General features: G+C 66.0%; 22 protein-coding genes and 1 pseudogene. 20 read left to right on the top strand and 3 right to left on the bottom strand.

Features of this window, described 5'->3' with window-relative positions:
- Positions 1–8: 8 nt before the first annotated feature.
- On the bottom strand, positions 9–845 hold the full coding sequence (locus tag QOH60_RS22605; RefSeq protein WP_526424092.1) for a DUF3109 family protein: 837 nt from the start codon (positions 843–845) through the stop codon (positions 9–11).
- 34 nt (positions 846–879) lie between these two features.
- On the opposite strand from QOH60_RS22605, the gene QOH60_RS22600 reads away from it, so the two are divergent.
- The 9 genes from QOH60_RS22600 (at position 880) to QOH60_RS22560 (ending at position 8272) form a co-directional block, all read left to right on the top strand.
- A complete protein-coding gene (locus tag QOH60_RS22600; protein ID WP_526424091.1) occupies positions 880–1896 on the top strand; it encodes a Ppx/GppA family phosphatase in 1017 nt (338 codons plus the stop codon).
- Positions 1893–2786 carry an Rv0497 family membrane protein gene (locus tag QOH60_RS22595; protein WP_526424090.1) on the top strand — a complete coding sequence of 298 codons (894 nt, stop codon included), beginning with the start codon at positions 1893–1895 and terminating at the stop codon, positions 2784–2786. The genes QOH60_RS22600 and QOH60_RS22595 overlap by 4 nt, the downstream gene beginning before the upstream one ends.
- Before the next feature lie 19 nt (positions 2787–2805).
- Entirely contained in the window at positions 2806–3651 is an 846-nt protein-coding gene (locus tag QOH60_RS22590) for a sugar phosphate isomerase/epimerase family protein (RefSeq protein ID WP_526424089.1), read from the top strand.
- Positions 3652–3669: 18 nt separating this feature from the next.
- Positions 3670–4488, top strand: a complete 819-nt coding sequence (locus tag QOH60_RS22585) for an acyl-CoA thioesterase (protein WP_526424088.1) — start codon at positions 3670–3672, stop codon at positions 4486–4488.
- Between the two features lie 61 nt (positions 4489–4549).
- Positions 4550–5404, top strand: coding sequence for a pyrroline-5-carboxylate reductase (proC, locus tag QOH60_RS22580; RefSeq protein WP_526424087.1), 855 nt, complete (start codon positions 4550–4552; stop codon positions 5402–5404).
- A 139-nt stretch (positions 5405–5543) separates the two neighbouring features.
- Positions 5544–5801: a helix-turn-helix domain-containing protein gene (locus QOH60_RS22575; protein WP_526424161.1), complete on the top strand. Its 258-nt coding sequence runs from the start codon at positions 5544–5546 to the stop codon at positions 5799–5801.
- Between the two features lie 131 nt (positions 5802–5932).
- The gene (locus QOH60_RS22570; RefSeq protein WP_003402602.1) at positions 5933–6034 is read left to right on the top strand and encodes a 30S ribosomal protein bS22; all 102 of its coding nucleotides are present in this window, start codon (positions 5933–5935) and stop codon (positions 6032–6034) included.
- Between the two features lie 58 nt (positions 6035–6092).
- Entirely contained in the window at positions 6093–7157 is a 1065-nt protein-coding gene (locus tag QOH60_RS22565; RefSeq protein WP_526424086.1) for an SDR family oxidoreductase, read from the top strand.
- A 50-nt stretch (positions 7158–7207) separates the two neighbouring features.
- On the top strand, positions 7208–8272 hold the full coding sequence (locus tag QOH60_RS22560; protein WP_526424085.1) for a lysophospholipid acyltransferase family protein: 1065 nt from the start codon (positions 7208–7210) through the stop codon (positions 8270–8272).
- Here the strand turns inward: QOH60_RS22560 and QOH60_RS22555 are convergent, their stop codons facing one another.
- Together QOH60_RS22555 and QOH60_RS22550 are read right to left on the bottom strand one after the other, a co-directional pair.
- On the bottom strand, positions 8273–8797 hold the full coding sequence (locus tag QOH60_RS22555; RefSeq protein ID WP_526424084.1) for an FAS1-like dehydratase domain-containing protein: 525 nt from the start codon (positions 8795–8797) through the stop codon (positions 8273–8275).
- A gap of 70 nt (positions 8798–8867) precedes the next feature.
- Positions 8868–9785, bottom strand: a complete 918-nt coding sequence (locus QOH60_RS22550; protein ID WP_526424083.1) for an HAD family hydrolase — start codon at positions 9783–9785, stop codon at positions 8868–8870.
- A gap of 20 nt (positions 9786–9805) precedes the next feature.
- Between QOH60_RS22550 and QOH60_RS22545 the strand changes: the two genes are divergently transcribed.
- From QOH60_RS22545 to QOH60_RS22495, 11 genes and pseudogenes are all read left to right on the top strand, one after another.
- Entirely contained in the window at positions 9806–10075 is a 270-nt protein-coding gene (locus QOH60_RS22545) for a glutaredoxin family protein (protein ID WP_526424082.1), read from the top strand.
- Between the two features lie 136 nt (positions 10076–10211).
- A complete protein-coding gene (locus tag QOH60_RS22540; RefSeq protein ID WP_526424081.1) occupies positions 10212–11543 on the top strand; it encodes a glutamyl-tRNA reductase in 1332 nt (443 codons plus the stop codon).
- A gap of 7 nt (positions 11544–11550) precedes the next feature.
- Positions 11551–12477, top strand: coding sequence for a hydroxymethylbilane synthase (hemC, locus tag QOH60_RS22535; RefSeq protein ID WP_526424160.1), 927 nt, complete (start codon positions 11551–11553; stop codon positions 12475–12477).
- Positions 12474–14105: a bifunctional uroporphyrinogen-III C-methyltransferase/uroporphyrinogen-III synthase gene (locus QOH60_RS22530; protein WP_526424080.1), complete on the top strand. Its 1632-nt coding sequence runs from the start codon at positions 12474–12476 to the stop codon at positions 14103–14105. The genes hemC and QOH60_RS22530 overlap by 4 nt, the downstream gene beginning before the upstream one ends.
- A 9-nt stretch (positions 14106–14114) precedes the next feature.
- A complete protein-coding gene (hemB, locus tag QOH60_RS22525) occupies positions 14115–15095 on the top strand; it encodes a porphobilinogen synthase (protein ID WP_526424079.1) in 981 nt (326 codons plus the stop codon).
- Positions 15096–15128: 33 nt separating this feature from the next.
- Entirely contained in the window at positions 15129–15572 is a 444-nt protein-coding gene (locus QOH60_RS22520; RefSeq protein WP_526424078.1) for a hypothetical protein, read from the top strand.
- A 22-nt stretch (positions 15573–15594) separates the two neighbouring features.
- Positions 15595–15987 (top strand): hypothetical protein, encoded by a 393-nt coding sequence (locus QOH60_RS22515; RefSeq protein WP_526424077.1) that lies wholly within the window; start codon positions 15595–15597, stop codon positions 15985–15987.
- Complete coding sequence (gene mce1N, locus QOH60_RS22510) at positions 15980–16483, top strand: transport-regulating membrane protein Mce1N (RefSeq protein ID WP_526424076.1); 504 nt, start codon at positions 15980–15982, stop codon at positions 16481–16483. The genes QOH60_RS22515 and mce1N overlap by 8 nt, the downstream gene beginning before the upstream one ends.
- Positions 16480–16749 (top strand): hypothetical protein, encoded by a 270-nt coding sequence (locus QOH60_RS22505; RefSeq protein WP_526424075.1) that lies wholly within the window; start codon positions 16480–16482, stop codon positions 16747–16749. Before mce1N ends, QOH60_RS22505 begins: the two co-directional genes overlap by 4 nt.
- Before the next feature lie 167 nt (positions 16750–16916).
- Positions 16917–17206: pseudogene (locus QOH60_RS22500) on the top strand (hypothetical protein); the annotation flags it as partial.
- Between the two features lie 259 nt (positions 17207–17465).
- The gene (locus tag QOH60_RS22495) at positions 17466–20480 is read left to right on the top strand and encodes a VWD domain-containing protein (protein ID WP_526424074.1); all 3015 of its coding nucleotides are present in this window, start codon (positions 17466–17468) and stop codon (positions 20478–20480) included.
- The last annotated feature ends 5 nt before the right edge of the window (positions 20481–20485 follow it).

Here is a 20485-nt window from a genome sequence, read left to right as displayed (position 1 = left end):
CTTGTCGTTCACCGCGGACGCGAGGAGCTGGACGGGTTCGGCCGTTCGGCGGCCCGGGTGGCCGGGTGAATCGCGATGAGCCCTAAGCCCCTGCGGCGCTTGCACATTGCGGCCAGCTCGGAATACGCCTTCTCGCCCAGCAACTCGGTCAGCTCTGCGGCCAGCGACTCCCAGACCTGCTTCGCCCCGATGTGCGTGGCCGGATCGCCCGTGCAGTACCAGTGCAGGTCGGCGCCGCCCTCTCCCCATCCGCGGCGGTCGTATTCGGTGAGCGTGGTCTTGAGGATCTCGGAACCGTCCGGTCGCTTCAGCCACTCCTGGCTGCGCCGGATCGGCAACTGCCAGCACACTTCCGGCTTCATGGTCAGCGGCTCCACCCCGAGCTTGAGCGCCTTGCTGTGCAGCGCGCACCCGATGCCGCCCTTGAATCCCGGCCGGTTGAGGAAGATGCATGCGCCCTTGACTTTGCGTGTGCGCCAGGACTTTTCGCCGTCGTACTCGTCGCGTTCGAGGTAGCCTTTGCGGCCAAGGCCCTTGTCGCGAAACTGCCAGTCGTCGTCGGAGAGTTTCTTCACCGCGTCGTCAAGCTGCGCTCGATCGTCGGCGTCTGTCAAAAACGCCCCGTGCGAACAGCAGCCGTCGTCGGGTCGTCCCTCGACGGTGCCTTTGCACGCCGGTGTGCCGAAGACACACGTCCAGTTGGACAACAGCCACGTCATGTCCGCGGCGATGAGGTGCTCCGGATTGTCCGGGTCGTAGAACTCCACCCATTCGCGGGCAAAATCCAGTTCGACCTCTCCAGGGTGCGTGTCGCGGACGCGAGGAGAACGACGGGTGTTGCTCACGAAAGTCAACGGTAGACCGGATAGGTTGAATAACGTGCGATTGGGCGTGTTGGACGTCGGCAGCAACACCGTCCACCTTCTGGTGGTGGACGCGCGCCGTGGCGGCCACCCGACGCCGATGAGCTCCACGAAGGCCTCGTTGCGACTAGCCGAGGCGATCGACGACTCCGGCAAGCTCACCCGCAAGGGCGCCGACAAGCTGATCACGACGATCGACGAGTTCGGCACCATTGCCGCGAGCTCTGGGTGTGCCGGATTGATGGCGTTCGCGACCTCGGCCGTTCGCGACGCCAAGAACTCGGAGGACGTGCTGGCCCGTGTGAAGGCCGAGACCGGGGTATCGCTGCAGGTCCTCAGTGGCGTCGACGAGGCACGCCTGACCTTTCTCGCGGTACGCCGCTGGTACGGCTGGAGCGCGGGCCGGATCCTCAACATCGACATCGGCGGCGGCAGCTTGGAGCTCTCGAGCGGTGTCGACGAGGAGCCCGACGTGGCGATGTCGCTGCCGCTGGGTGCCGGCCGCCTGACACGCGAGTGGCTGCCCGACGATCCGCCCGGGCGGCGCCGGGTCGCTATGCTGCGCGATTGGCTGGATACCGAGCTGGCAGACGCCGCCCGTACCCTGCTCAAGTCGGGTTCACCGGATCTCGCGGTAGCGTCATCGAAGACGGTGCGGTCCCTGGCCCGTCTCACCGGCGCGGCGCCCTCGGGCGCGGGACCGCGGGTGAAGAGGACACTGACAGCGACGGGGCTGCGGCAGTTGATCGCGTTCATCACGCGGATGACCGCTGCTGACCGCGCAGAATTGGAAGGAGTGAGCGCCGAGCGGGCGCCGCAGATCGTGGCGGGAGCTCTGGTGGCGGAGGCGAGCATGAAAGCCTTGGAGATAGAAACTCTCGACATTTGCCCGTGGGCGTTGCGAGAGGGCCTCATTCTGCGGAAACTCGACAGCGAGGCCGATGGAACGGCCTTGGTGAAGACGTCAGTGGAGACTTCGGTGCAGGATCCTCAACGCGCGAGTTCGCGCCGACGTGCGGGCAACGCGCAATGACCGAACCGCACGACGACGAGACTCGGCCGATCTCGGTTGCCGAGCTGCTCGCGCGCAACGGCACCATCGGCGCGCCGCCGGTGGGAGGGCGTCGTCGCCTTCGCCGGGGCAATACCGAGGCGGTCACCGTCGCCGAGCTGACCGGCGAGATACCTATCGTCGGCGCCGACGTCAACGGCGCAGCCGAGGCGGACACATCCATCGAACCTGACGTGATCGACGGTGACGGTCGTCCTGACGTCGCCGACGAGCTGTTGGACGAGGCGGCCGACGAGGCCGACGCGCTCGAAGAAGAAGGGTCACTCGACCCCGCGGGTGCCGACGAGCCGTTCGACGACGCGCGCCTGCGCCTGGACGACGGCAGGTTCGCCTCCGCCGAGGAGATGGCGCCAGACGCGATAGACGTCGACGACGAGCCCGCGGAGGCCGACAGCGGCACTGCGACCGAGCGTGACGACGACGAGGTGCCGTCGTACCTGCACGCGACGCCTGATCCGCTGTTCGGAGGACCGACCCCGCACCGGGACCGGTTCGCCGACGGCGACACCGTGACCCTCGGCGCGCTGTCGGGTATGGGGTCGAAAGGCTCCACCGTCGAGGATTACGACGATGCCGAGCCGCCCAGCCCCGCGCAGAGGATGCTCAGCGGCACATTGGTCGTGGCGCAGTCCATCCTCGCGGTTGCCTTCGGCGCTGGGTTGTTCATCGCGTTCGACCAGCTGTGGAAGTGGAACACCATCGTCGCTCTGGTGCTCTCGGTGCTCGTCATCCTCGGGTTGGTCGCGGCAGTCTGGGTGGTCCGCAAGACCGAGGACATCGCGAGCACGCTGATCGCGGTGGCCGTCGGCGCGCTGGTGACCATGGGACCGTTGGTGCTGCACACCAACTAGCGGCCCCTAAAGGACACCGTTGCGCCCAGCGATAAAAGTCGGCCTGTCCACGGCCTCGGTCTATCCGTTGAAGATCGAGGCCGCGTTTGAGTACGCGGCCCGGCTCGGTTACGACGGCATCGAGTTGATGATCTGGGCGGAATCTGTCAGCCAGGACATCGACACGATCAAACGGCTGTCGCGCGCCTACGGCGTGCCGGTGCTGGCGGTGCACGCGCCGTGCCTGTTGATCTCGCAGCGCGTGTGGGGCGCCAACCCGATCCCGAAGCTGGACCGCAGCGTGAGCGCTGCACGGCGGCTGGGCGCACAGACCGTCGTCATCCATCCGCCGTTCCGGTGGCAGCGGCGCTACGCCGAGGGCTTCGCCGAGCAGGTCATCGGGCTCGAGCAGCAGGGTGACGTGATTGTCGCCGTGGAGAACATGTTCCCGTTTCGCGCCGACCGCTTCCTCGGCGACAAGCAGGCCTCCATCGAGCGGATGAAGCGGCGCGGCGGCAAACCCGGCCCCGCGATCTCGGCGTTCGCGCCGTCGTACGACCCTCTGGAAGGCAATCACTCGCACTACACGCTGGACCTGTCGCACACGGCAACCGCGGGCTCCGACGCGCTGGACATGGCGCGCCGGATGGGCTCAGGTCTGGCGCACCTGCACCTGACCGACGGTTCGGGCGCCCCGGTCGACGAGCATCTGGTTCCCGGCCGCGGATCACAACCGGTGGTCGAGATTTGCGAGATGCTTGCCGCAAGCGACTTCGCCGGGCATGTGATCCTTGAGATCACTACGTCAGGGGCGCGCACGGAGAGCGACCGCGAGGCGTTGCTGAAGCAATCGTTGGAATTCGCGCGCACTCACCTGATGCGCTGACCAAAGGAACCACCGGGTATGGCTGAGTCGCCGTTGTTCTCTGACGCAATGAAGCTGCGCGCGCTTGGCGATGGCGTGTATTCGGCCGAGCTGAACCAGCACTGGACGATCGGACCGAAGCTGCACGGCGGCGTGATGCTGTCGTTGTGCGGGGCGGCGGCCCGCGAGGCATACGGTGGGACTGCCCAGCCGGTCGCGGTGTCGGCGAACTATTTGTCGGCCCCGAGTCCGGGCGAGCTGCGGTTGGAGACCTTCATCCGCAAGCGCGGCCGGACGATCGGCGTGGTCGATGTGGAGCTGATCGGCGGTGGGAAAACGGGGGTTCACGCCGTTGTCACCCTTGGCGAGCCCGAACACAATCGGCCGCCGCTGTTGAGTGTGAATCCCGTTGTCTCGCTGATGGATCCAGAACCGCCACCCGGCATCGAGCCAATTGGCCGGGGACATGCGCAGCACGGCACAGTCAATTTTTCGACGGGTTGCGACATCAGGCCGTTGATGTCGTCGGTGCCCGGTGCGGACGCAGCCGCGGACGTGCGGCCGCCGGCGATCCAGTATTGGGCGCGGCCGCGCGAGGTGGCGACCGACGTGCTGTTCGCGCTGATGTGCGGCGACATATCGGTCCCCACCGCGTTCGCGGTCGGCCGCCGCGGCTGGGCGCCGACCGTTCAGCTCACGGCCTACCTGCGCGGCATACCCGCGGACGGCTGGCTCCGAGTGCTGACCACGACGACGCAGATCGGGCAGGAATGGTTCGACGAGGACGCCGTCGTCGTGGACAGCACCGGCCGCATCGTCGTGCAGGCCCGGCAATTGGCACTCGTGCCAAATCATTGAGCACCAACTGATCCCCGGGTCGCTCCGCTCCTGCCCGCCGGCCGTCTGGCATGCTGCTGCCGTGTCCAGAATCGCGATCATCGGCGGTGGCAACATCGGTGAGGCACTGCTGGCGGGGCTCCTCCGGTCGGGCCGTCAGGGCAAGGACATGGTGTTGGTCGAGCGCGTCGCTGCTCGTGCCCGCTATTTGGCCGACACGTACTCGGTGCGCGTAGCGAACGTCTCCGACGCCGTGGAGAACGCGGACTTCGTCATCGTCGCGGTCAAGCCGTCGGATGTGGAGTCGGTGACCGAGGAAATCGCCACTGCGGTCGCCCGCGACAAAGCCGACAGTGTCGAGCACGTCTTCGTCACCGTCGTGGCCGGCGTCGACTCGGCCTTCTTCGAAACCAAGCTGTCGGCAGGCACGCCCGTCATCCGGGTGATGCCCAATGCCCCGATGGTGGTCGGCGCGGGGGTCAGCGCGATCGCCAAAGGCCGGTTCGCCACAGCCGAGCAACTCAAGGAAGTGGCTGCGCTGTTCGAGTCGGTCGGCGGCGTGCTGACGGTCTCCGAATCGCACCTCGATGCGGTCACTGCCGTGTCCGGATCGGGGCCGGCCTATTTCTTCCTGATGGTCGAGGCGCTCGTCGACGCCGCGGTGGCGGCGGGGCTGAGTCGCACGGTCGCGACCGATCTCGTGGTGCAGACGATGGCAGGGTCGGCGGCGATGCTCTTGGAGCGCATCGAGGAAGCAAAGGACCCCAGCACCGTCGACACCACGCCTGCGCGATTGCGAGCGACCGTGACTTCCCCTGCAGGCACGACAGCGGCCGGACTGGCTGAGCTCGAACGCGGTGGCCTGCGTGCGGCGGTCGCCGCCGCCGTGGCGGCCGCGAAAAACCGCGCTGGCCAGCTGGGAATTACACCAGAGTAGTTCATCAATTTTTGAATTGATTAGCCAACACCCGTCGCAGTAACCCCAACTGTACCGCTATTCTCCTCGGTGTATGCACGCGTTCGTGCCAGCGGTGGGGAAGCCGCTGGCCCAGCCGTGCCTGGAGGATTGGGTTGCGATGACGTCTACGAACGGGCCGTCGGGGCGGGATTCGGCGAACAGCAAGCGGGAGTCGGGCGCTTCTGACGTCGCACCAGCACGGGCTCAATTTCTCACTGTCGCCGAGGTGGCCAGCTTGATGCGGGTTTCCAAGATGACGGTCTACCGCCTTGTGCACAACGGCGACCTGCCCGCGGTGCGGGTGGGGCGGTCGTTCCGCGTGCATGCCAAGGCGGTCCACGACATGCTGGAGACGTCGTACTTCGACGTCAGCTGACGCCGTACCGCTCACCGCAATTTCGCTGGTGGTCGCGGCCCCCTGTAAGGTGGCCGGGTCACGCCGAGTTCGACGTTATGGCGAGTGTCGAACTCGACGACTTCGAAGGCAATGGGTAGGTAACGGAGTTCATGGGTTCAGTCATCAAGAAACGGCGTAAGCGCATGTCGAAGAAGAAGCACCGCAAGCTGCTTCGTCGCACCCGTGTGCAGCGCAGAAAACTTGGCAAGTAACCCGTCGCGCGGATCTCGTCGAGGTGCCTCGCCCAGTGCAGCTCGCTAGGCTGTCATGATGGAATCGGCTGTAGAACCCGGCCAATACCCCCGAGTGGTTCTCGTCACCGGCGCCTGCCGATTCCTCGGCGGCTTCCTCACCGCCCGGCTGGCCCAGAACGCGTCGATCGAGCGGATCATCGCCGTCGACGCGATCGCGCCGAGCAAGGATCTTCTCCGCCGAATGGGCCGTGCCGAGTTCGTCCGTGCTGATATTCGAAACCCTTTTATCGCGAAGGTGATTCGCAACAACGACGTCGACACCGTCGTGCACGCGGCCGCGGCTTCCTACGCCCCGAGATCAGGCGGGCGTGCCGCGTTGAAGGAATTCAACGTGATGGGCGCGATGCAACTGTTCGCGGCCTGCCAGAAGGCGCCGTCGCTGCGCAGGGTGGTGTTGAAGTCGACCTCCGAGGTCTACGGCTCCAGTGCCCACGATCCCGTGGTGTTCACCGAGGACTGCACGAGCCGGCGGCCGCTCGGAAAGGGCTTCGCACAGGACAGCCTCGACATTGAGGGCTACGCCCGCGGGCTCGGCCGGCGCCGGCCTGACATCACGGTGACCATCCTGCGGCTGGCGAACCTCATCGGTCCGGCGATGGACACCGCGCTGTCGCGCTATCTGGCCGGACCGTTCGTGCCGACGGTGCTCGGCCGCGACGCACGGCTGCAGCTGCTGCACGAGCAGGACGCGTTGGGAGCGCTCGAGCAAGCCACGAAGGCAGGCAAGTCTGGCACTTTCAACATCGGTGCCGACGGCGTTATCATGATGTCTCAAGCCGTCCGGCGTTCGGGCCGCGTTCCAATGCCGGTGCCCGGATTCGGCGTTTTCGCGGTGGATTCGCTTCGTCGGCTGAATAACTACACGGAGATAAATCGCGAGCAATTGAACTACTTGAGCTATGGCAGGGTCATGGACACCACTCGGATGCGTGTCGAACTCGGCTACAGCCCCAAGTGGACTACGGTCGAAGCCTTCGATGACTACTTCCGAGGTCGCAATTTGGCTCCGATCATCGATCCGCGGTGGCTACGCTCATTGGAGAGCCGGGCCGTCGCCGCTGCGCAGCGTTGGGGCAGCTAAAGCCGGGGAAATTCAACAACTTTCGAATACTGGCGGGGGAAGGGAAACTCGTGGCGGGTGAACCGAAGGCCAAAGTGATTCCGCTGCATGGGAATCCGGGCAGTGCCGAGGCGCAGCGACGTGCCGGGCGTGCCGAGGCCTCCCGCCGACATCCGTCGGTGATGGCCGGCCCGGGTGGCGTGGATTCCGCGGAGAACATCGCGGCCGTCGTCAGCGACCTCGGAGCGCACCGCGCCAGCGCGGACGGTGCTCCTGCCGGACCCGAGCAACTCAACGACACGGCCCGCCGCATCGGGGCCGTCGCCGAATTTCTCAGGCGGCGGCTGACCGGCGACTACAGCGTCGACGAATTCGGGTTCGACCCGCACTTCAACGACGCAGTCGTGATGCCCGTGCTGCGAACGTTGTTCACCTCGTGGTTCCGCGTGGAGGTCACCGGCGTCGAGAACCTGCCGGAGACCGGCCCGGCGCTGGTGGTGGCCAACCACGCCGGCGTCCTGCCGTTCGACGGGTTGATGACGTCTGTCGCGGTGCACGACAAGCATCCGACCAATCGGGTGTTGAGACTGTTGGCGGCCGACATGGTCTTCGACAACGCGCTTCTTGGGCAGGCCGCGCGCAAAGCCGGCCACACGATGGCGTGCACGGCGGATGCACATCGGCTTCTGTCGAAGGGAGAGCTCACCGCCGTCTTCCCGGAGGGCTACAAGGGCTTGGGCAAGCGCTTCAAGGACCGTTACAAGCTGCAGCGGTTCGGTCGCGGCGGCTTCGTGTCGGCGGCGCTGCGGACCAAGGCCCCGATTGTCCCGTGCTCGATCGTCGGGTCGGAGGAGATCTACCCGATGATCGGGGACGTCCGGTTGCTGGCGCGCCTGCTCGGATTGCCGTATTTCCCGATCACTCCGCTGTTTCCGCTTGCGGGTCCGCTCGGGCTGATCCCGCTGCCGTCGAAGTGGCACATCGAGTTCGGCGAGCCCATCCCGACAACCGACTACGACGACAACGCACCCGAAGACCCAATGATCACGTTCGAGCTCACCGACCAGGTGCGCGAAACCATTCAGCAGACGCTGTACCGGCTGCTGACCAATCGCAGGAACATGTTCCTGGGTTAGTTACGCTTTGCCCAGGCTCTTCGCGATGAAGGCGTCGCGGCGGGCCTTGATCGCTGCGACCACCTCGTCGGTCTCGTCTTCGTACTGCGCCTCGCCGATCACGGTGACGATGCTGGTGAGCACCGGTTCGCCGTCGGCGTCGGTCACCTCGCCGCGGATCTCGGTGACCACCGTGCCGTGCGCCTCGATCACCGAATCCAGGTACGAGTCGAAGAAGAGCTTGTCGCCGGCCACGACCGGCCGGTGGAACTTGATCTTCTGGTCGCGGTGCAGCACCCGCTCCATGTTGATCGGCACGTCGAAGTTCTTGAAGATCTCCAGCTGCACCTTGCGGCCCGCCACGGTGAGGAACGTCAGCGACGCCAGCAAGGCCGGATAGCCCAGCTCGGCTGCGGCTTCCTCCGTGTAGTGGGCGGGATGGTCGTCCTGCACCGCGCGGGCGAACTCGCGGATCTTCTCGCGGTCGACCGCGAAGTAGTCGGGGTAGCGGTAATGCGTACCGATGATGTCTTCGGCGATTGCCATCCTGGCGCCTGCTCCCTATCGCTGCGTTGCTTAGCGGCGGAGCCTATCAGTGCCTATTTGCTCGTCACGCTCATCGGCCGTTACGGCGCGACGCGATCGCCGCCAGAGCGCCGCCGGCCGCACCCAGCGCCAGCGCCGACGGCACCCCGATCCTTGCGGCTTTGCGTGCGGTGCGGAAATCGCGGATCTCCCAACCGCGTTTGCGGGCCAGCTCCCGCAGATCGCCGTCGGGGTTGATGGCGACGGCCGTGCCAACCAGCGAGAGCATCGGCACGTCGTTGTAGCTGTCGGAGTATGCGGTGCATCGCCTCAGGTTCAGACCCTCGCGAATGGCCAGCGACCGCACTGCGTGGGCCTTTCCGCTGCCGTGCAGGATGTCGCCGACGAGACGGCCGGTGAACACGCCGTCGACGGATTCGGCGATGGTGCCCAACGCCCCTGTCAGGCCCAGCCGCTTGGCGATCGTATGGGCCAGCTCGTAGGGCGTGGCCGTCACCAGCCACACCTGCTGGCCGGCGTCGAGATGCATCTGCGCCAACGCCCTTGTGCCGGGCCAGATCTTGTCGGCGATGATCTCGTCGTAGATCTCCTCGCCCACGGCAATCAATTCCGCAGTGGATCGTCCCTCGATGAACGACAGCGCTTTTCGCCTGCCCGCGGCGACGTCGTCACTATTCTCCCGGCCGGTGAGCTGAAACTTGGCCTGCGCGTAAGCGAATCGCAACAGGTCGTTGTAGGTGAAGTACTTCCGCGCCGCCAACCCGCGGGCGAAAAGCACCAGCGAGGATCCCTGGACGAGAGTGTTGTCGACGTCGAAGAACGCCGCCGCTGTCAGGTCGACCGGCGGAGGTAGCGCGCCATCCGCTGCTGACGGCACCTCGGCCCTGCTTGCCGCCTCAGCCGCGAGGTCGGCGACGGCTGCTGCCGCGCTGGCGTCGCCAGCGACGTCCTGGGCTTTTGGGCCGGCCTGCGGATCCGATTCCGTCACCGTTCAACGATACTTGCGGCGTGAATCGTCAGGTTCTCCTGCTGACCCGCGTCGGGTGCGGATTGTGTGAGAAGGCGCGGGCGCAGCTGATCGAGCTGTCCCGTGAGCTGGGCTTCGAGCTGGCGCTCACCGATGTCGATGCCGAAGCGGCCGCCGGCAGGCCCGCGCTGCGCGCCGAGTTCGGTGACCGGCTTCCGGTGGTGATGCTCGACGGGCGCGAGCACAGCTACTGGGAGGTCGACGAGCCCCGGCTGCGCGCCGATGTGACCGGCGGAGCGCGATCCGGCTGACAACCCGCGCCGAGATTCACGTTATGCGGCCTCCTACTCGAACTTCTTCTGCATAAGGTGAACTTCGGCGCAAAAACCGCAGAATTTTGTCGGCTAACCAACAATTGATTACCGTGGATAGCGTGGTGATCCAGCCGTGAGCGTGCTGCTTTTCGGGGTGTCGCACCGCAGCGCGCCGGTTTCGGTGCTGGAACAGATGAGCACGGACGAGGCGGATCAGACCAAGATCGCCGAACGGCTGCTGCAATCGTCGTTGATCACCGAAGCCATGGTGCTTTCGACGTGCAACCGCGTGGAGGTCTACGCGGTTGTCGACGCCTTCCACGCCGGCCTTTCGGTGATCGGCCAGGTGCTTGCGGAGCATTCCGGGATGTCGCTCAACGACATGACGAAATACGCGTACGTGCGCTACGCCGAGGCGGCCGTCGAGCACCTCTTCGCCGTTGCCAGCGGGCTGGATTCTGCGGTAATCGGCGAACAGCAAGTGCTCGGGCAGGTGCGGCGTGCCTACACATCCGCGGAGTCCAACCGCACGGTCGGGCGCGTCCTTCACGACCTGGCTCAGCGCGCACTGTCGGTCGGCAAGCGCGTGCACACCGAAACCAGCATCGACGCCGCTGGCGCGTCGGTGGTGTCGGTCGCGCTGGGAATGGCGGATCAGCAGCTCAGCGGGCTGGCCGGGCGCAGCGCCGTTGTCGTGGGCGCAGGCGCTATGGGCGCGCTGTCGGCCAAGCAGTTGGCGCGCGCGGGCGTCGACCGCGTTCACATCGTCAACCGGACCCTGCCGCGCGCGAAGAAACTCGCCGAGGTGATCAGCGGCCTCGGCGTCAGCGCCGACGCATTCCCGTTCGACCATCTGCCGCCGGTCCTCACCGATGCTGACATCGTCGTCTGCTGTACCGGGGCCGTTCGTCCCGTGGTGTCGCTTGCCGACGTGCACCGCGGGCTGGCCCACGGACCCGAGAAAAAGCTGGTGATCTGCGACCTCGGCATGCCCCGCGATGTGGACTCCGCGGTGGCGGGACTGCCGGGTGTGTGCGTCATCGACATGGACCGCATTCAGCGTGACCCGTCGGCGCGCGCTGCGTCGGGCGATGCCGAAGCGGCCCGGCTGATCGTGGCAGCCGAAGTGGCGCAATACCTTTCGTCGCAGCGGATGGCGGAGGTGACCCCCACGGTGACGGCGTTGCGGCAGCGCGCGGCCGACGTGGTCGAGACCGAGCTGCTGCGGCTCGACAACCGCCTGCCCGGTCTCGACGACGTCCACCGGGAGGAAGTCGCGCGCACCGTGCGCCGCGTCGTCGACAAACTCCTGCACGCGCCGACCGTGCGCGTCAAGCAACTTGCCAGTGCGCCCGGCGGTGACAGCTACGCCGAGGCGCTACGTGAGCTCTTCGAACTGGACCCGCAGGCCGTCGACGCGGTCGCGGCCGGCGAGCTGCAGGCCATCGACGGCACAGAAACCTAGCTTGAGCATCCGGATCGGCACTCGGGGCAGCTTGCTCGCCACCACGCAGGCCGGTGCCATTGCAGACGCGCTGCTCGCACGGGGTCACGCCGCTGAGTTGGTGATCATCAGCACCGCAGGGGACGAGTCCGCGGAGCCCATCGAAACAATCGGCGTCGGGGTTTTCACGACCGCGTTGCGCGAGGCGATCGCAGACGGCCGCGTCGACATGGCCGTGCACTCGTACAAGGATTTGCCGACGGCCCCGGACTCGCGATTCGTGATCGCCGCGGTGCCGACCCGCGAAGATCCGCGTGATGCGCTGGTGGCGCGCGACGGACTGGTGCTGGGGGAGTTGCCGACGGGCTCGCTGATCGGGACGTCGAGCCCGCGGCGGGCGGCACAGCTTAGAGCATTGGGTCTCGGTTTGGAAATCCGCCCCCTAAGAGGCAACCTTGATACCAGGTTGAACAGGGTAAGAAGCGGTGATTTGGACGGCATCGTGGTAGCACGAGCGGGTCTGGCCCGGATCGGGCGGCTCGGCGATGTCACCGAGACGTTGGAGCCGGTGCAGATGTTGCCGGCACCGGCGCAGGGTGCGCTCGCGGTTGAGTGCCGCGCAGACGACTCCCGGCTGGCAGCGCTGCTGGCTGAGCTTGACGACGCCGACGCGCGCGCCGCGGTCACCGCCGAACGAGTCCTGCTCGCCGAACTGGAGGCCGGGTGCTCCGCACCGGTGGGGGCGATCGCCGAGGTGGTCGAGTCCATCGATGAGGACGGCCGGGTCTTCGAAGAGCTGTCGTTGCGCGGCTGCGTGGCGACGGTGGACGGATCCGACGTGATCCGCGCGTCCGGGATCGGAGCACCCGGGCAGGCCGCAGAGCTGGGACGTTCAGTGGCTGCCGAGCTGTTCGATCTGGGCGCCCGGGAGCTGATGGGAGCGAATGAGGAATGACGCGAGGGCAGAAGAAGAGGCCAGGGCGCGTCGTGTTCGTCGGTGCGGGGCCGGGCGACCCCGGCCTGCTGACCGGCCGAGCGCGCAGTGTGTTGTCTTGCGCTGAATTGGTTTTCACCGATCCGGATGTGTCGGCCGAGGTGCAGGCCATCGTCGGCTCGAGCCTGCCGGAGCCGCCGGCGTTGAGTTCGCCGGACCCCGGGATCACCGACGACACCGTCAGCCTGGACCTGCCGGCGGTGCCGGACGTACGACCCGCGCTGGGCGATCCCGCGGACGTCGCGAAGATGCTTGCGACCGAGGCGCGCGCCGGCCACGACGTCGTGCGGTTGGTGGCCGGTGACCCGCTGTCGGTGGACGCGGTGATCACCGAGGTGCTGGCCATCGCCAAGACGCAGCTGCACTTCGAGATCGTGCCCGGGCTGCCGGCGACCACGGCGGTACCGACGTATGCCGGGCTGCCGCTGGGCACGTCGCACACGGTCGCCGATGTGCGTGGCGACGTGGACTGGGCGGCACTTGCCGCCGCGCCGGGGCCGCTGATCTTGCAGGCCACCGCCGAGCATGTCTCTGAGGCGGCGCGCACGCTGATCGAGTACGGCCTCGACGACTCGACGCCGTGCGTCGTGACCGCGAACGGCACCACCACGCAGCAACGGTCGATGGAGGGCACTCTCGCGACGCTCAAGGAAAGCGGCGCGACTGGCGTGTCCGATCCGTCCGGACCGGTGACCGGATCGCTCACCGTGACGATCGGTCGCACAGTGGCCAATCGGGCCCGGCTGAACTGGTGGGAGAGCCGGGCGCTCTACGGCTGGACCGTGCTGGTGCCGCGCACCAAAGATCAGGCCGGCGAGATGAGCGAGCGACTGATCGCGCACGGCGCGGTGCCCGTCGAGGTTCCCACCATCGCCGTGGAGCCTCCGCGCAGCCCCGCCCAGATGGAGCGGGCGGTCAAGGGCCTCGTCGACGGTCGGTACCAGTGGGTCGTGTTCACGTCCACCAACGCGGTGCGCGCCGTGTGGGAGAAGTTCGGCGAGTTCGGTCTCGACGCCCGCGCCTTCTCCGGGGTGAAGATCGCCTGCGTGGGCCAGGCCACAGCGGATCGGGTGCGCGCGTTCGGCATCGAGCCGGAGCTGGTGCCTGCTGGCGAGCAGTCGTCGCTTGGTCTCCTCGACGAATTCCCGCCCTACGACGACGTTTTCGATCCCGTCAACCGGGTGCTGTTGCCGCGCGCGGACATCGCGACGGAGACGTTGGCTGAAGGATTGCGTGAGCGTGGTTGGGAGATCGAGGATGTCACGGCGTACCGGACTGTGCGAGCGGCCCCGCCGCCCGCGTCGACGCGCGAAATGATCAAGTCCGGTGGGTTCGACGCGGTCTGCTTCACCTCCAGCTCCACCGTGCGCAACCTCGTCGGCATAGCGGGCAAGCCGCACGCTCGCACCATCGTCGCCTGCATCGGGCCGAAAACCGTTGAGACGGCGGCCGAATTCGGTCTGCGGGTCGACGTACAACCCGAGACCGCAGCGATCGGCCCGCTCGTCGATGCCCTTGCCGAACACGCCGCCCGGCTGCGCGCCGAAGGGGCTCTTCCGCCGCCGCGTAAGAAGAGCCGCAGGCGGTAGGAGCCGGCGGTGGGCTACCCAATAGAGCGCCCGCGCAGGCTGCGGTCCACCCCGGCTTTGCGCCGGCTGGTGGCGCAGACATCGCTGGAGCCAAGGCATTTGGTGTTGCCTATGTTCGTTGCCGACGGCATCGATGAACCGCGCGCGATCGCGTCGATGCCTGGCGTTGTCCAGCACACTCGCGAGTCGCTGCGCAAGTCCGCGGCTGAGGCCGTCAACGCCGGCGTCGGCGGCATCATGGTGTTCGGGGTGCCGCGCGATGAGCACAAAGACGCGACGGGATCGGCCGGGTCGGACCCCGACGGCATCTTGAACGTCGCGATGCGTGAACTCAGCCAGGATCTGGGGGATGCCACCGTCCTGATGGCCGACACCTGCCTCGACGAGTTCACCGACCACGGACACTGCGGCGTTGTTGACGGCCGCGGCCGCGTCGACAATGACGCCACTGTGCTTCGCTACGTGGAAATGGCTGTAGTGCAAGCGGATTCGGGCGCACACGTGGTGTCGCCCAGCGGGATGATGGACGGCCAGGTGGGCGCGATCCGCGAGGGGCTCGATGCGGCCGGCCACACCGACGTCGTCATCCTTGCCTACGCCGCGAAGTTCGCGTCGGCGTTCTACGGACCGTTCCGGGAAGCGGTGGCATCCAGCCTTTCCGGCGATCGGCGCACGTACCAGCAGGAGTCAGGCAACGCGCGAGAAGCCTTGCGCGAGATCACGTTGGACATCGGCGAGGGCGCCGACATCATCATGGTGAAACCCGCGATGGCCTACCTCGACGTGGTGCGGGCGGCTGCCGAGATCTCACCGGTGCCAGTGGCCGCCTACCAGGTGTCGGGCGAGTACGCGATGCTGCGCGCGGCGGGGGCCAACGGCTGGATCGACGAACGGGCAGCGGCTCTCGAAACGCTGACGAGCATTCGGCGCGCGGGTGCCGACATTGTGCTGACGTACTGGGCGGCCGATGCCGCGGGCTGGCTCGCCTGAGTGGCCGACGAGGGCTTGCGCGAGGAGCATTAGATGGACGAGCGCGTACGCGAAGAGCAGTCAGATCCGACGGAGGAACAGCCGGCGCGCCCCGTCGACGTCGACACCGGATTCGGCCTGTGGCTCTCGGCGTTGACGACACTTGTCATCGGACAGGCCGTAGATACCGCGCTGTCGTCCCGCGGACCCGCCGAGTACATCCGGGACGCGTTCACTGCACTCATACTCGTGCTGGTGTCCGTCCTGGTGGTGACCTTCCTGCTATTGATGCGGCAGGGCTATCGGTGGGCGCGCACTGTGCTCACAGGCGGTGGCGTGGCCACCATCGGTTACGTCATCAGCAGCCTGTTCACGGTCGAGCGCGACACGATCCCAGCGGTGATCTTTGCGGTCACCGGGATCTTCGGTTCGGTGTTGATCGCCGGCGGTGTGTATTTGTTGCACCGCAAGGACGCCCAGGCGTATTTCACGCGGTGAGCATCGATAGGGTGGTTCGACCATGACGTCCACTGAACCGCGGCCCAGGTCCGTAGATGTGGCGTTCTGGGCGTGGTCCGTGGCGGCCGTGCTGCTGGTGGCGCTCGGCATACTCCTGATCACCGCGCAAGCGCCTTTTGCGTTCTTCCGCGGGGCCGGCATCATCGGTTCGTTCGCTGGCCTTGCCATCGGCTACATAGCCGCGAGGACTCGTCGGGGTGATGCTCGATTCTGCCGCGCGGGTGTGGTTCTTTCGATGCTGCTGACCGTGCTGCTCGTGATCTTCGGGGTGTGGCTGCACGGTGTGGCGTGGGCGGCGCCCGGTATCCCGTTGATGGTCGGCGCGTATGCGGCGATCCGGCCGTCAGCGACCGAGTGGCTCGAGACAGCCGAGTCGGGGACGGACAGTGCCTGAGCAGACCGCGCAGAGCGTGCTCTTCTACGAGCGTGGCGCCAGCTGGTACTGGCTGATTGCCGGGCCGATCGCTGGCGCTGCCATGCTCGGCATCGAGATCAACGCAGGCCTCGGGCCGCAGTTGATCGTGCCTATCGTCTTCGTGCTGCTGGTGTCGGGTTTTCTCGGGTTGCAGGTCAAGGCCGCGCGCATCCACACGTCGGTCACATTGACGTCCGATGCGCTGCGCCAGGGCGCCGAGACGATCGCCGTCGACACGATTACGCGGATCTTTCCCGAACCCGAGCCCGACGGCGAACCGTACAAATGGCAGTCCGCCCGCGCGCTTGGCGAGCTCACCGGAGTGCCGAAGGGGCGCACCGGCATTGGGCTCAAGCTCAGCGAGGATCGGATGGCGCAGGCGTGGGCACGCAACCATCGTCAGCTGCGAGCGACGCTGACCCAGTTGCTCGAGCAGCGCAGCTCCGAGAACATGCCGCCCGGCGCCGTGTCGTGAGGCTCCGCCGACGCGCGGTGCTCGAGTTGGTGCTCGCTGCGGTGGCGGCCGCGGGGTGCGTGGCGTCCTGGTTGGGGTCGAGATCGACGTCGGTCAACCCGACCGTGCACGACGGTGCACCCAGCACGTCGGTCTCGTACTACCCGCCCTTGTTGATGCTCGCGTTCGTGTTGGCCGCGCTGGCCGGTTCGCTGCTGGTGCTGGGCATTGCGAACTGGTGGCGGTCGCAAGCCGTTGCGCGCGCCGAGACTGCTGGGAGATCGTGAAACACGCCCAAATCGCGATCTCCCAGCAGTGTCGGCGTCTCGCGGGACCGGCGCGCGTCGCGTAGTCGCTTCGCGCCGCGTCGTTGACTTGCGCTGAGGGTTGGCGGTCATTCGCACTTTTGCGCCCTAGACGCAGACTCAATCGTCAGGAAGTCAATTTGGTGGCGTTGACGCTGCAGCTCGCGCATCAGCACTACGCGGCGGCGATGCAGCGGATGGCCGGCGCCCTGCGGGTGACCTTCCCCGCCGGATTTGCCGACAGGATTGGCGCGGATGCGGTTGACGCGCTGGCGGATACGATTCTGCGCTACGCGATGATGGCTGCGTTGCGCCGTCGCCGCAACCGCTGGCCACAGCCGACGACATCCGGGCGTTCGCGACGGCACACTTCCTGCCGAGTCTCCCCGCGGCCCTTCGCGAACGCGAACGCGAAATGGCGGCAACGACACGCCGCTGAGCGTCGCCAACGGCTCACACTCGCGGGCTCAGGAGTTACAGTCGGCCGAATAAGAATCTTTGTCATCAAAAACAAGTAGTCGATTACTCGTGCTCGCGGTGCACTGTGCGCCCTGACTCCAGCAGGTAAACGAAGGTTTCTGCCACGACGTTCGGATTGGGGCGAAATGCACCACACACTTTGGCCGCCGAGCCCGTGCGACACGCGTGAACACACATCGTTGGCGCGAAGGTCCGGAATCGTTGGGTTAGTCGTTCTGTTGTTCGCCGCCTTGACCGCGGGATGTGACCGCAACCCGGGTCCGTCGGATGCGAGAGCCGAACAGACCTTCTGGGATCAGTTCCAAAACTCGGTCAGCGATGATGGCACCGTCAGCAAAGACCTTGCGCTGCAGGCCTTTGCATACACCTTCGGTGATATTCCCGGCGTCGAAGTCCCGCCGCACGCGGCAAACCACTCCCGCGATCCGCTGTCGGCCAGTGGACCGGTGCGCTGGACCCTCAACCACTGGCGGGAACTCACCACCGACCAACAGGGCGCGGTCAGTGAGAAACTCACAGCCTCGACCGGCGGCGCACCCGCAGCCGATAGCGAGGCAACCCGCGCGAAAGCATTGGAGACCTTGCGCGCCAAGGTAGATCGGTACGCCCTCGAAATCAGCGGAAAGCTCGGGAGAACAATCCCGCGGCCGGAAATCAGGCTGATCGAAAGGAATGATGCCTGGGCGTGGGCACAACCCCTTGCCGCCGGTGAGACAGTGGAGCGCGTCAGCGAGCACCCAGGGCCGGCGGTGTCATGCACGCTGTCCTTCGCGCCGAAGGTGTGGCGCGCGAACCCGCCCCCCTCGGACGGGTTCCTCAACGCGCTCGTAGCGCACGAGTTGATGCACTGCTTCCAGGCTTTCGGATACCCAAACCTCGTTGCATACCTCGCGGCCCCTCGATGGATCATCGAGGGCGGCGCGCATTTTGCTGCCGCGGACGTCACCGCGCGGCAAGAGCCCTGGCGTCCCTATCTGAGCGACGATGGGCCACTATTTAAGCGGACATATGGGGCCGGTGGCTGGTGGTTCCAGGTCCAGCACGTATTGAAAGAACCCTGGCAGATATTCCCTACTATCTGGTCCGGCGCGCTCGACAATAATCAGGCCTTCAAAGCAGCGGGCGGGGATACCGATGTTATGTACGACTCATGGGCGCGAAGCCGGTTGCGCATGCCGGAGTTTGGCGATCCTTGGGAACTGCACGGTGCGGGGCTCCCCGACCCCGGCGACGATTGCGGCCCGCTGGAGAAAGACCCGAAGGACAACCGGCTGCACCCATGCCTTCCGCCGCGGCAATCGATCAATGCGGAAGGGGGTAATGCCGAGGTAGCGGCTTTCGACACCCGGATCATCAACCCGAAACTGAAATCACCCGGAGGGTCGGACAGTTCCATCATCCGGGTGACCGCCAGCCAACCCGTCCACCTGCACGACGGTGACAGCTTCGAAGCCGTGCACTTCACGGTCGGCGACTACTGCATAGGGGCAACTTGCGTTTGCCCCGAAAAGTCCGAACGTGCCGGCCAGCGAATCGCATCGATCCAGGAGCCGGTGTGGCTGGCGGTGCCCGGAGGCACTATCGGCAACGTCGTGAAGACCGACGTCGTCTCTCTCAGCTCTTACTGCAAGAACAAGCAGCCCGATCGACCCAATGTGAATCGGCCGCAAGCCAAGCCCCCGCCAGCTGGTCTGGATAGTCCGTCGCCGCCCACGAATCCCAACGCGCCCGGCGCGTCAGTTCCGGGCACCTCGCCCACAGGTAGCAACGGCGACCCGCACCTGACGTCATTTGACGGGCACAGGTTCGACTTTCAGGCTGGTGGCGAATTCACCTTGGCCACATCGGATGCCGGCGACCTCGAGGTGCAGGCCCGGCAAGAACCGCGGCGGGGCGCGGACGGACGAGAGAACACCACTATCTCCGTCAACACAGCAGTGGCGATCAGAGCCGGAACCGACAAGGTCGGGATCTACGAGTATCCCGACCGACGCGAATTACGGATCAATGGGCAAGTCGTTGCACCCAACGAGGCGCGACAGCTCAGCGGCGGCGTTCGGCTGGAACCGGATCAGAGTGGTTACAAAATCGCCTGGCCCGATCGCACCACTGTCTGGGTGCTGCCCATCGGAACATACGGATGGAACGTGATGATCTCGGCCGCGCCTGCCCGGAAGGCCACGTTGCACGGTCTGCTGGGGCCTTTCACCGGTCAATCGCAGAGCGTGGCGATGGAAGACCGCGCGGGCAAGCATTACGACCAAGTGGCCAGCGCAGAGCTCTATCGAACCGTTGGGCCGAGTTGGCTTGTAAAACAGTCGGATTCGCTATTCGACTATGCGCCCGGCCAGTCGACGAAGACCTTCGCCCGCTCTGACATGCCGACTCGAATCGTCACGATCGACGATCTCACGCCCGGCCAACGCGACGCAGGCAGAAAGGCGTGCGCTGGGATCATCAATGCAGAACTTGCGCAGCAGTGCGAGTTCGACGTGGGGCTGACCGCTGACCCCAAATTCGCTGGGGGATATCAGAAGGTGGCTGCGGAACACCAGAAGATCTCGGCCACGACCGGTCCCGGGTCGACGTCGGTCACGATCGATCAGATCGTCGGGCCAACGCGCATCGGGCCCGGACAAAATGTCAGTTTCACTCTCGAGGGCGGGTCATCTACTGACCTGTACTTCGATGCCCTGTCCGACTGCAATACCTCCGGCGTGGTGCATTGGCAGATCACCGCTCCGGACGGCACGGATTCGCGAACGAAGTCGATGTGCGACGACATCCAGTTGCATGCGAATGCTCAAGGTACATGGCGGATCAATATCGCGTTTGCGGAGGGCTCGGCGCCGTCGGACTATGTATCTAGCTACTCGTTCCGCGTGTTGCGGGCGGGCCCGACTCGCGTCTTCCCGATCACGCTTCCAGCAACCATCAGCGACGGGAAGCCCAGCGGCGCGGGCATTCTCAGAGGTCCGGGAGCCGAGGATCGGTTTGAATTCGACGGCCGCAATGGCGACGAACTCTCGGTTACCGACGCGCCGAAGTGTGTTGGGGACCACCTCGTCGGATGGGGACTGGAAAACCCCGAGGGCAAGCGCTTCGTATATCCTGCATGCCAGGAAATTTCCGGGTGGACGCTCGACATGGACGGACGCTGGACGATGATTATCTATAACGAGAATCCCGACAACGTCATATTCCCGTACGAATTCACCATCCAGCGGCGATGACACCG

The organism is Mycobacterium sp. (assembly GCF_032159765.1).
Classification (GTDB): domain Bacteria; phylum Actinomycetota; class Actinomycetes; order Mycobacteriales; family Mycobacteriaceae; genus Mycobacterium.
This window is presented reverse-complemented; position numbering and strand designations above follow the sequence as displayed.

What these genes read in the sequence shown, in the direction of transcription:
- QOH60_RS22595 (WP_526424090.1), top strand. Translation starts at nt 1,893, where the DNA reads ATGACCGAACCGCACGACGACGAGACTCGGCCGATCTCGGTTGCCGAG.
- QOH60_RS22585 (WP_526424088.1), top strand. Translation starts at nt 3,670, where the DNA reads ATGGCTGAGTCGCCGTTGTTCTCTGACGCAATGAAGCTGCGCGCGCTT.
- QOH60_RS22575 (WP_526424161.1), top strand. Translation starts at nt 5,544, where the DNA reads ATGACGTCTACGAACGGGCCGTCGGGGCGGGATTCGGCGAACAGCAAG.
- QOH60_RS22570 (WP_003402602.1), top strand. Translation starts at nt 5,933, where the DNA reads ATGGGTTCAGTCATCAAGAAACGGCGTAAGCGCATGTCGAAGAAGAAG.
- QOH60_RS22565 (WP_526424086.1), top strand. Translation starts at nt 6,093, where the DNA reads ATGGAATCGGCTGTAGAACCCGGCCAATACCCCCGAGTGGTTCTCGTC.
- QOH60_RS22555 (WP_526424084.1), bottom strand. Translation starts at nt 8,797, where the DNA reads ATGGCAATCGCCGAAGACATCATCGGTACGCATTACCGCTACCCCGAC.
- QOH60_RS22530 (WP_526424080.1), top strand. Translation starts at nt 12,474, where the DNA reads ATGACGCGAGGGCAGAAGAAGAGGCCAGGGCGCGTCGTGTTCGTCGGT.
- QOH60_RS22520 (WP_526424078.1), top strand. Translation starts at nt 15,129, where the DNA reads ATGGACGAGCGCGTACGCGAAGAGCAGTCAGATCCGACGGAGGAACAG.
- QOH60_RS22515 (WP_526424077.1), top strand. Translation starts at nt 15,595, where the DNA reads ATGACGTCCACTGAACCGCGGCCCAGGTCCGTAGATGTGGCGTTCTGG.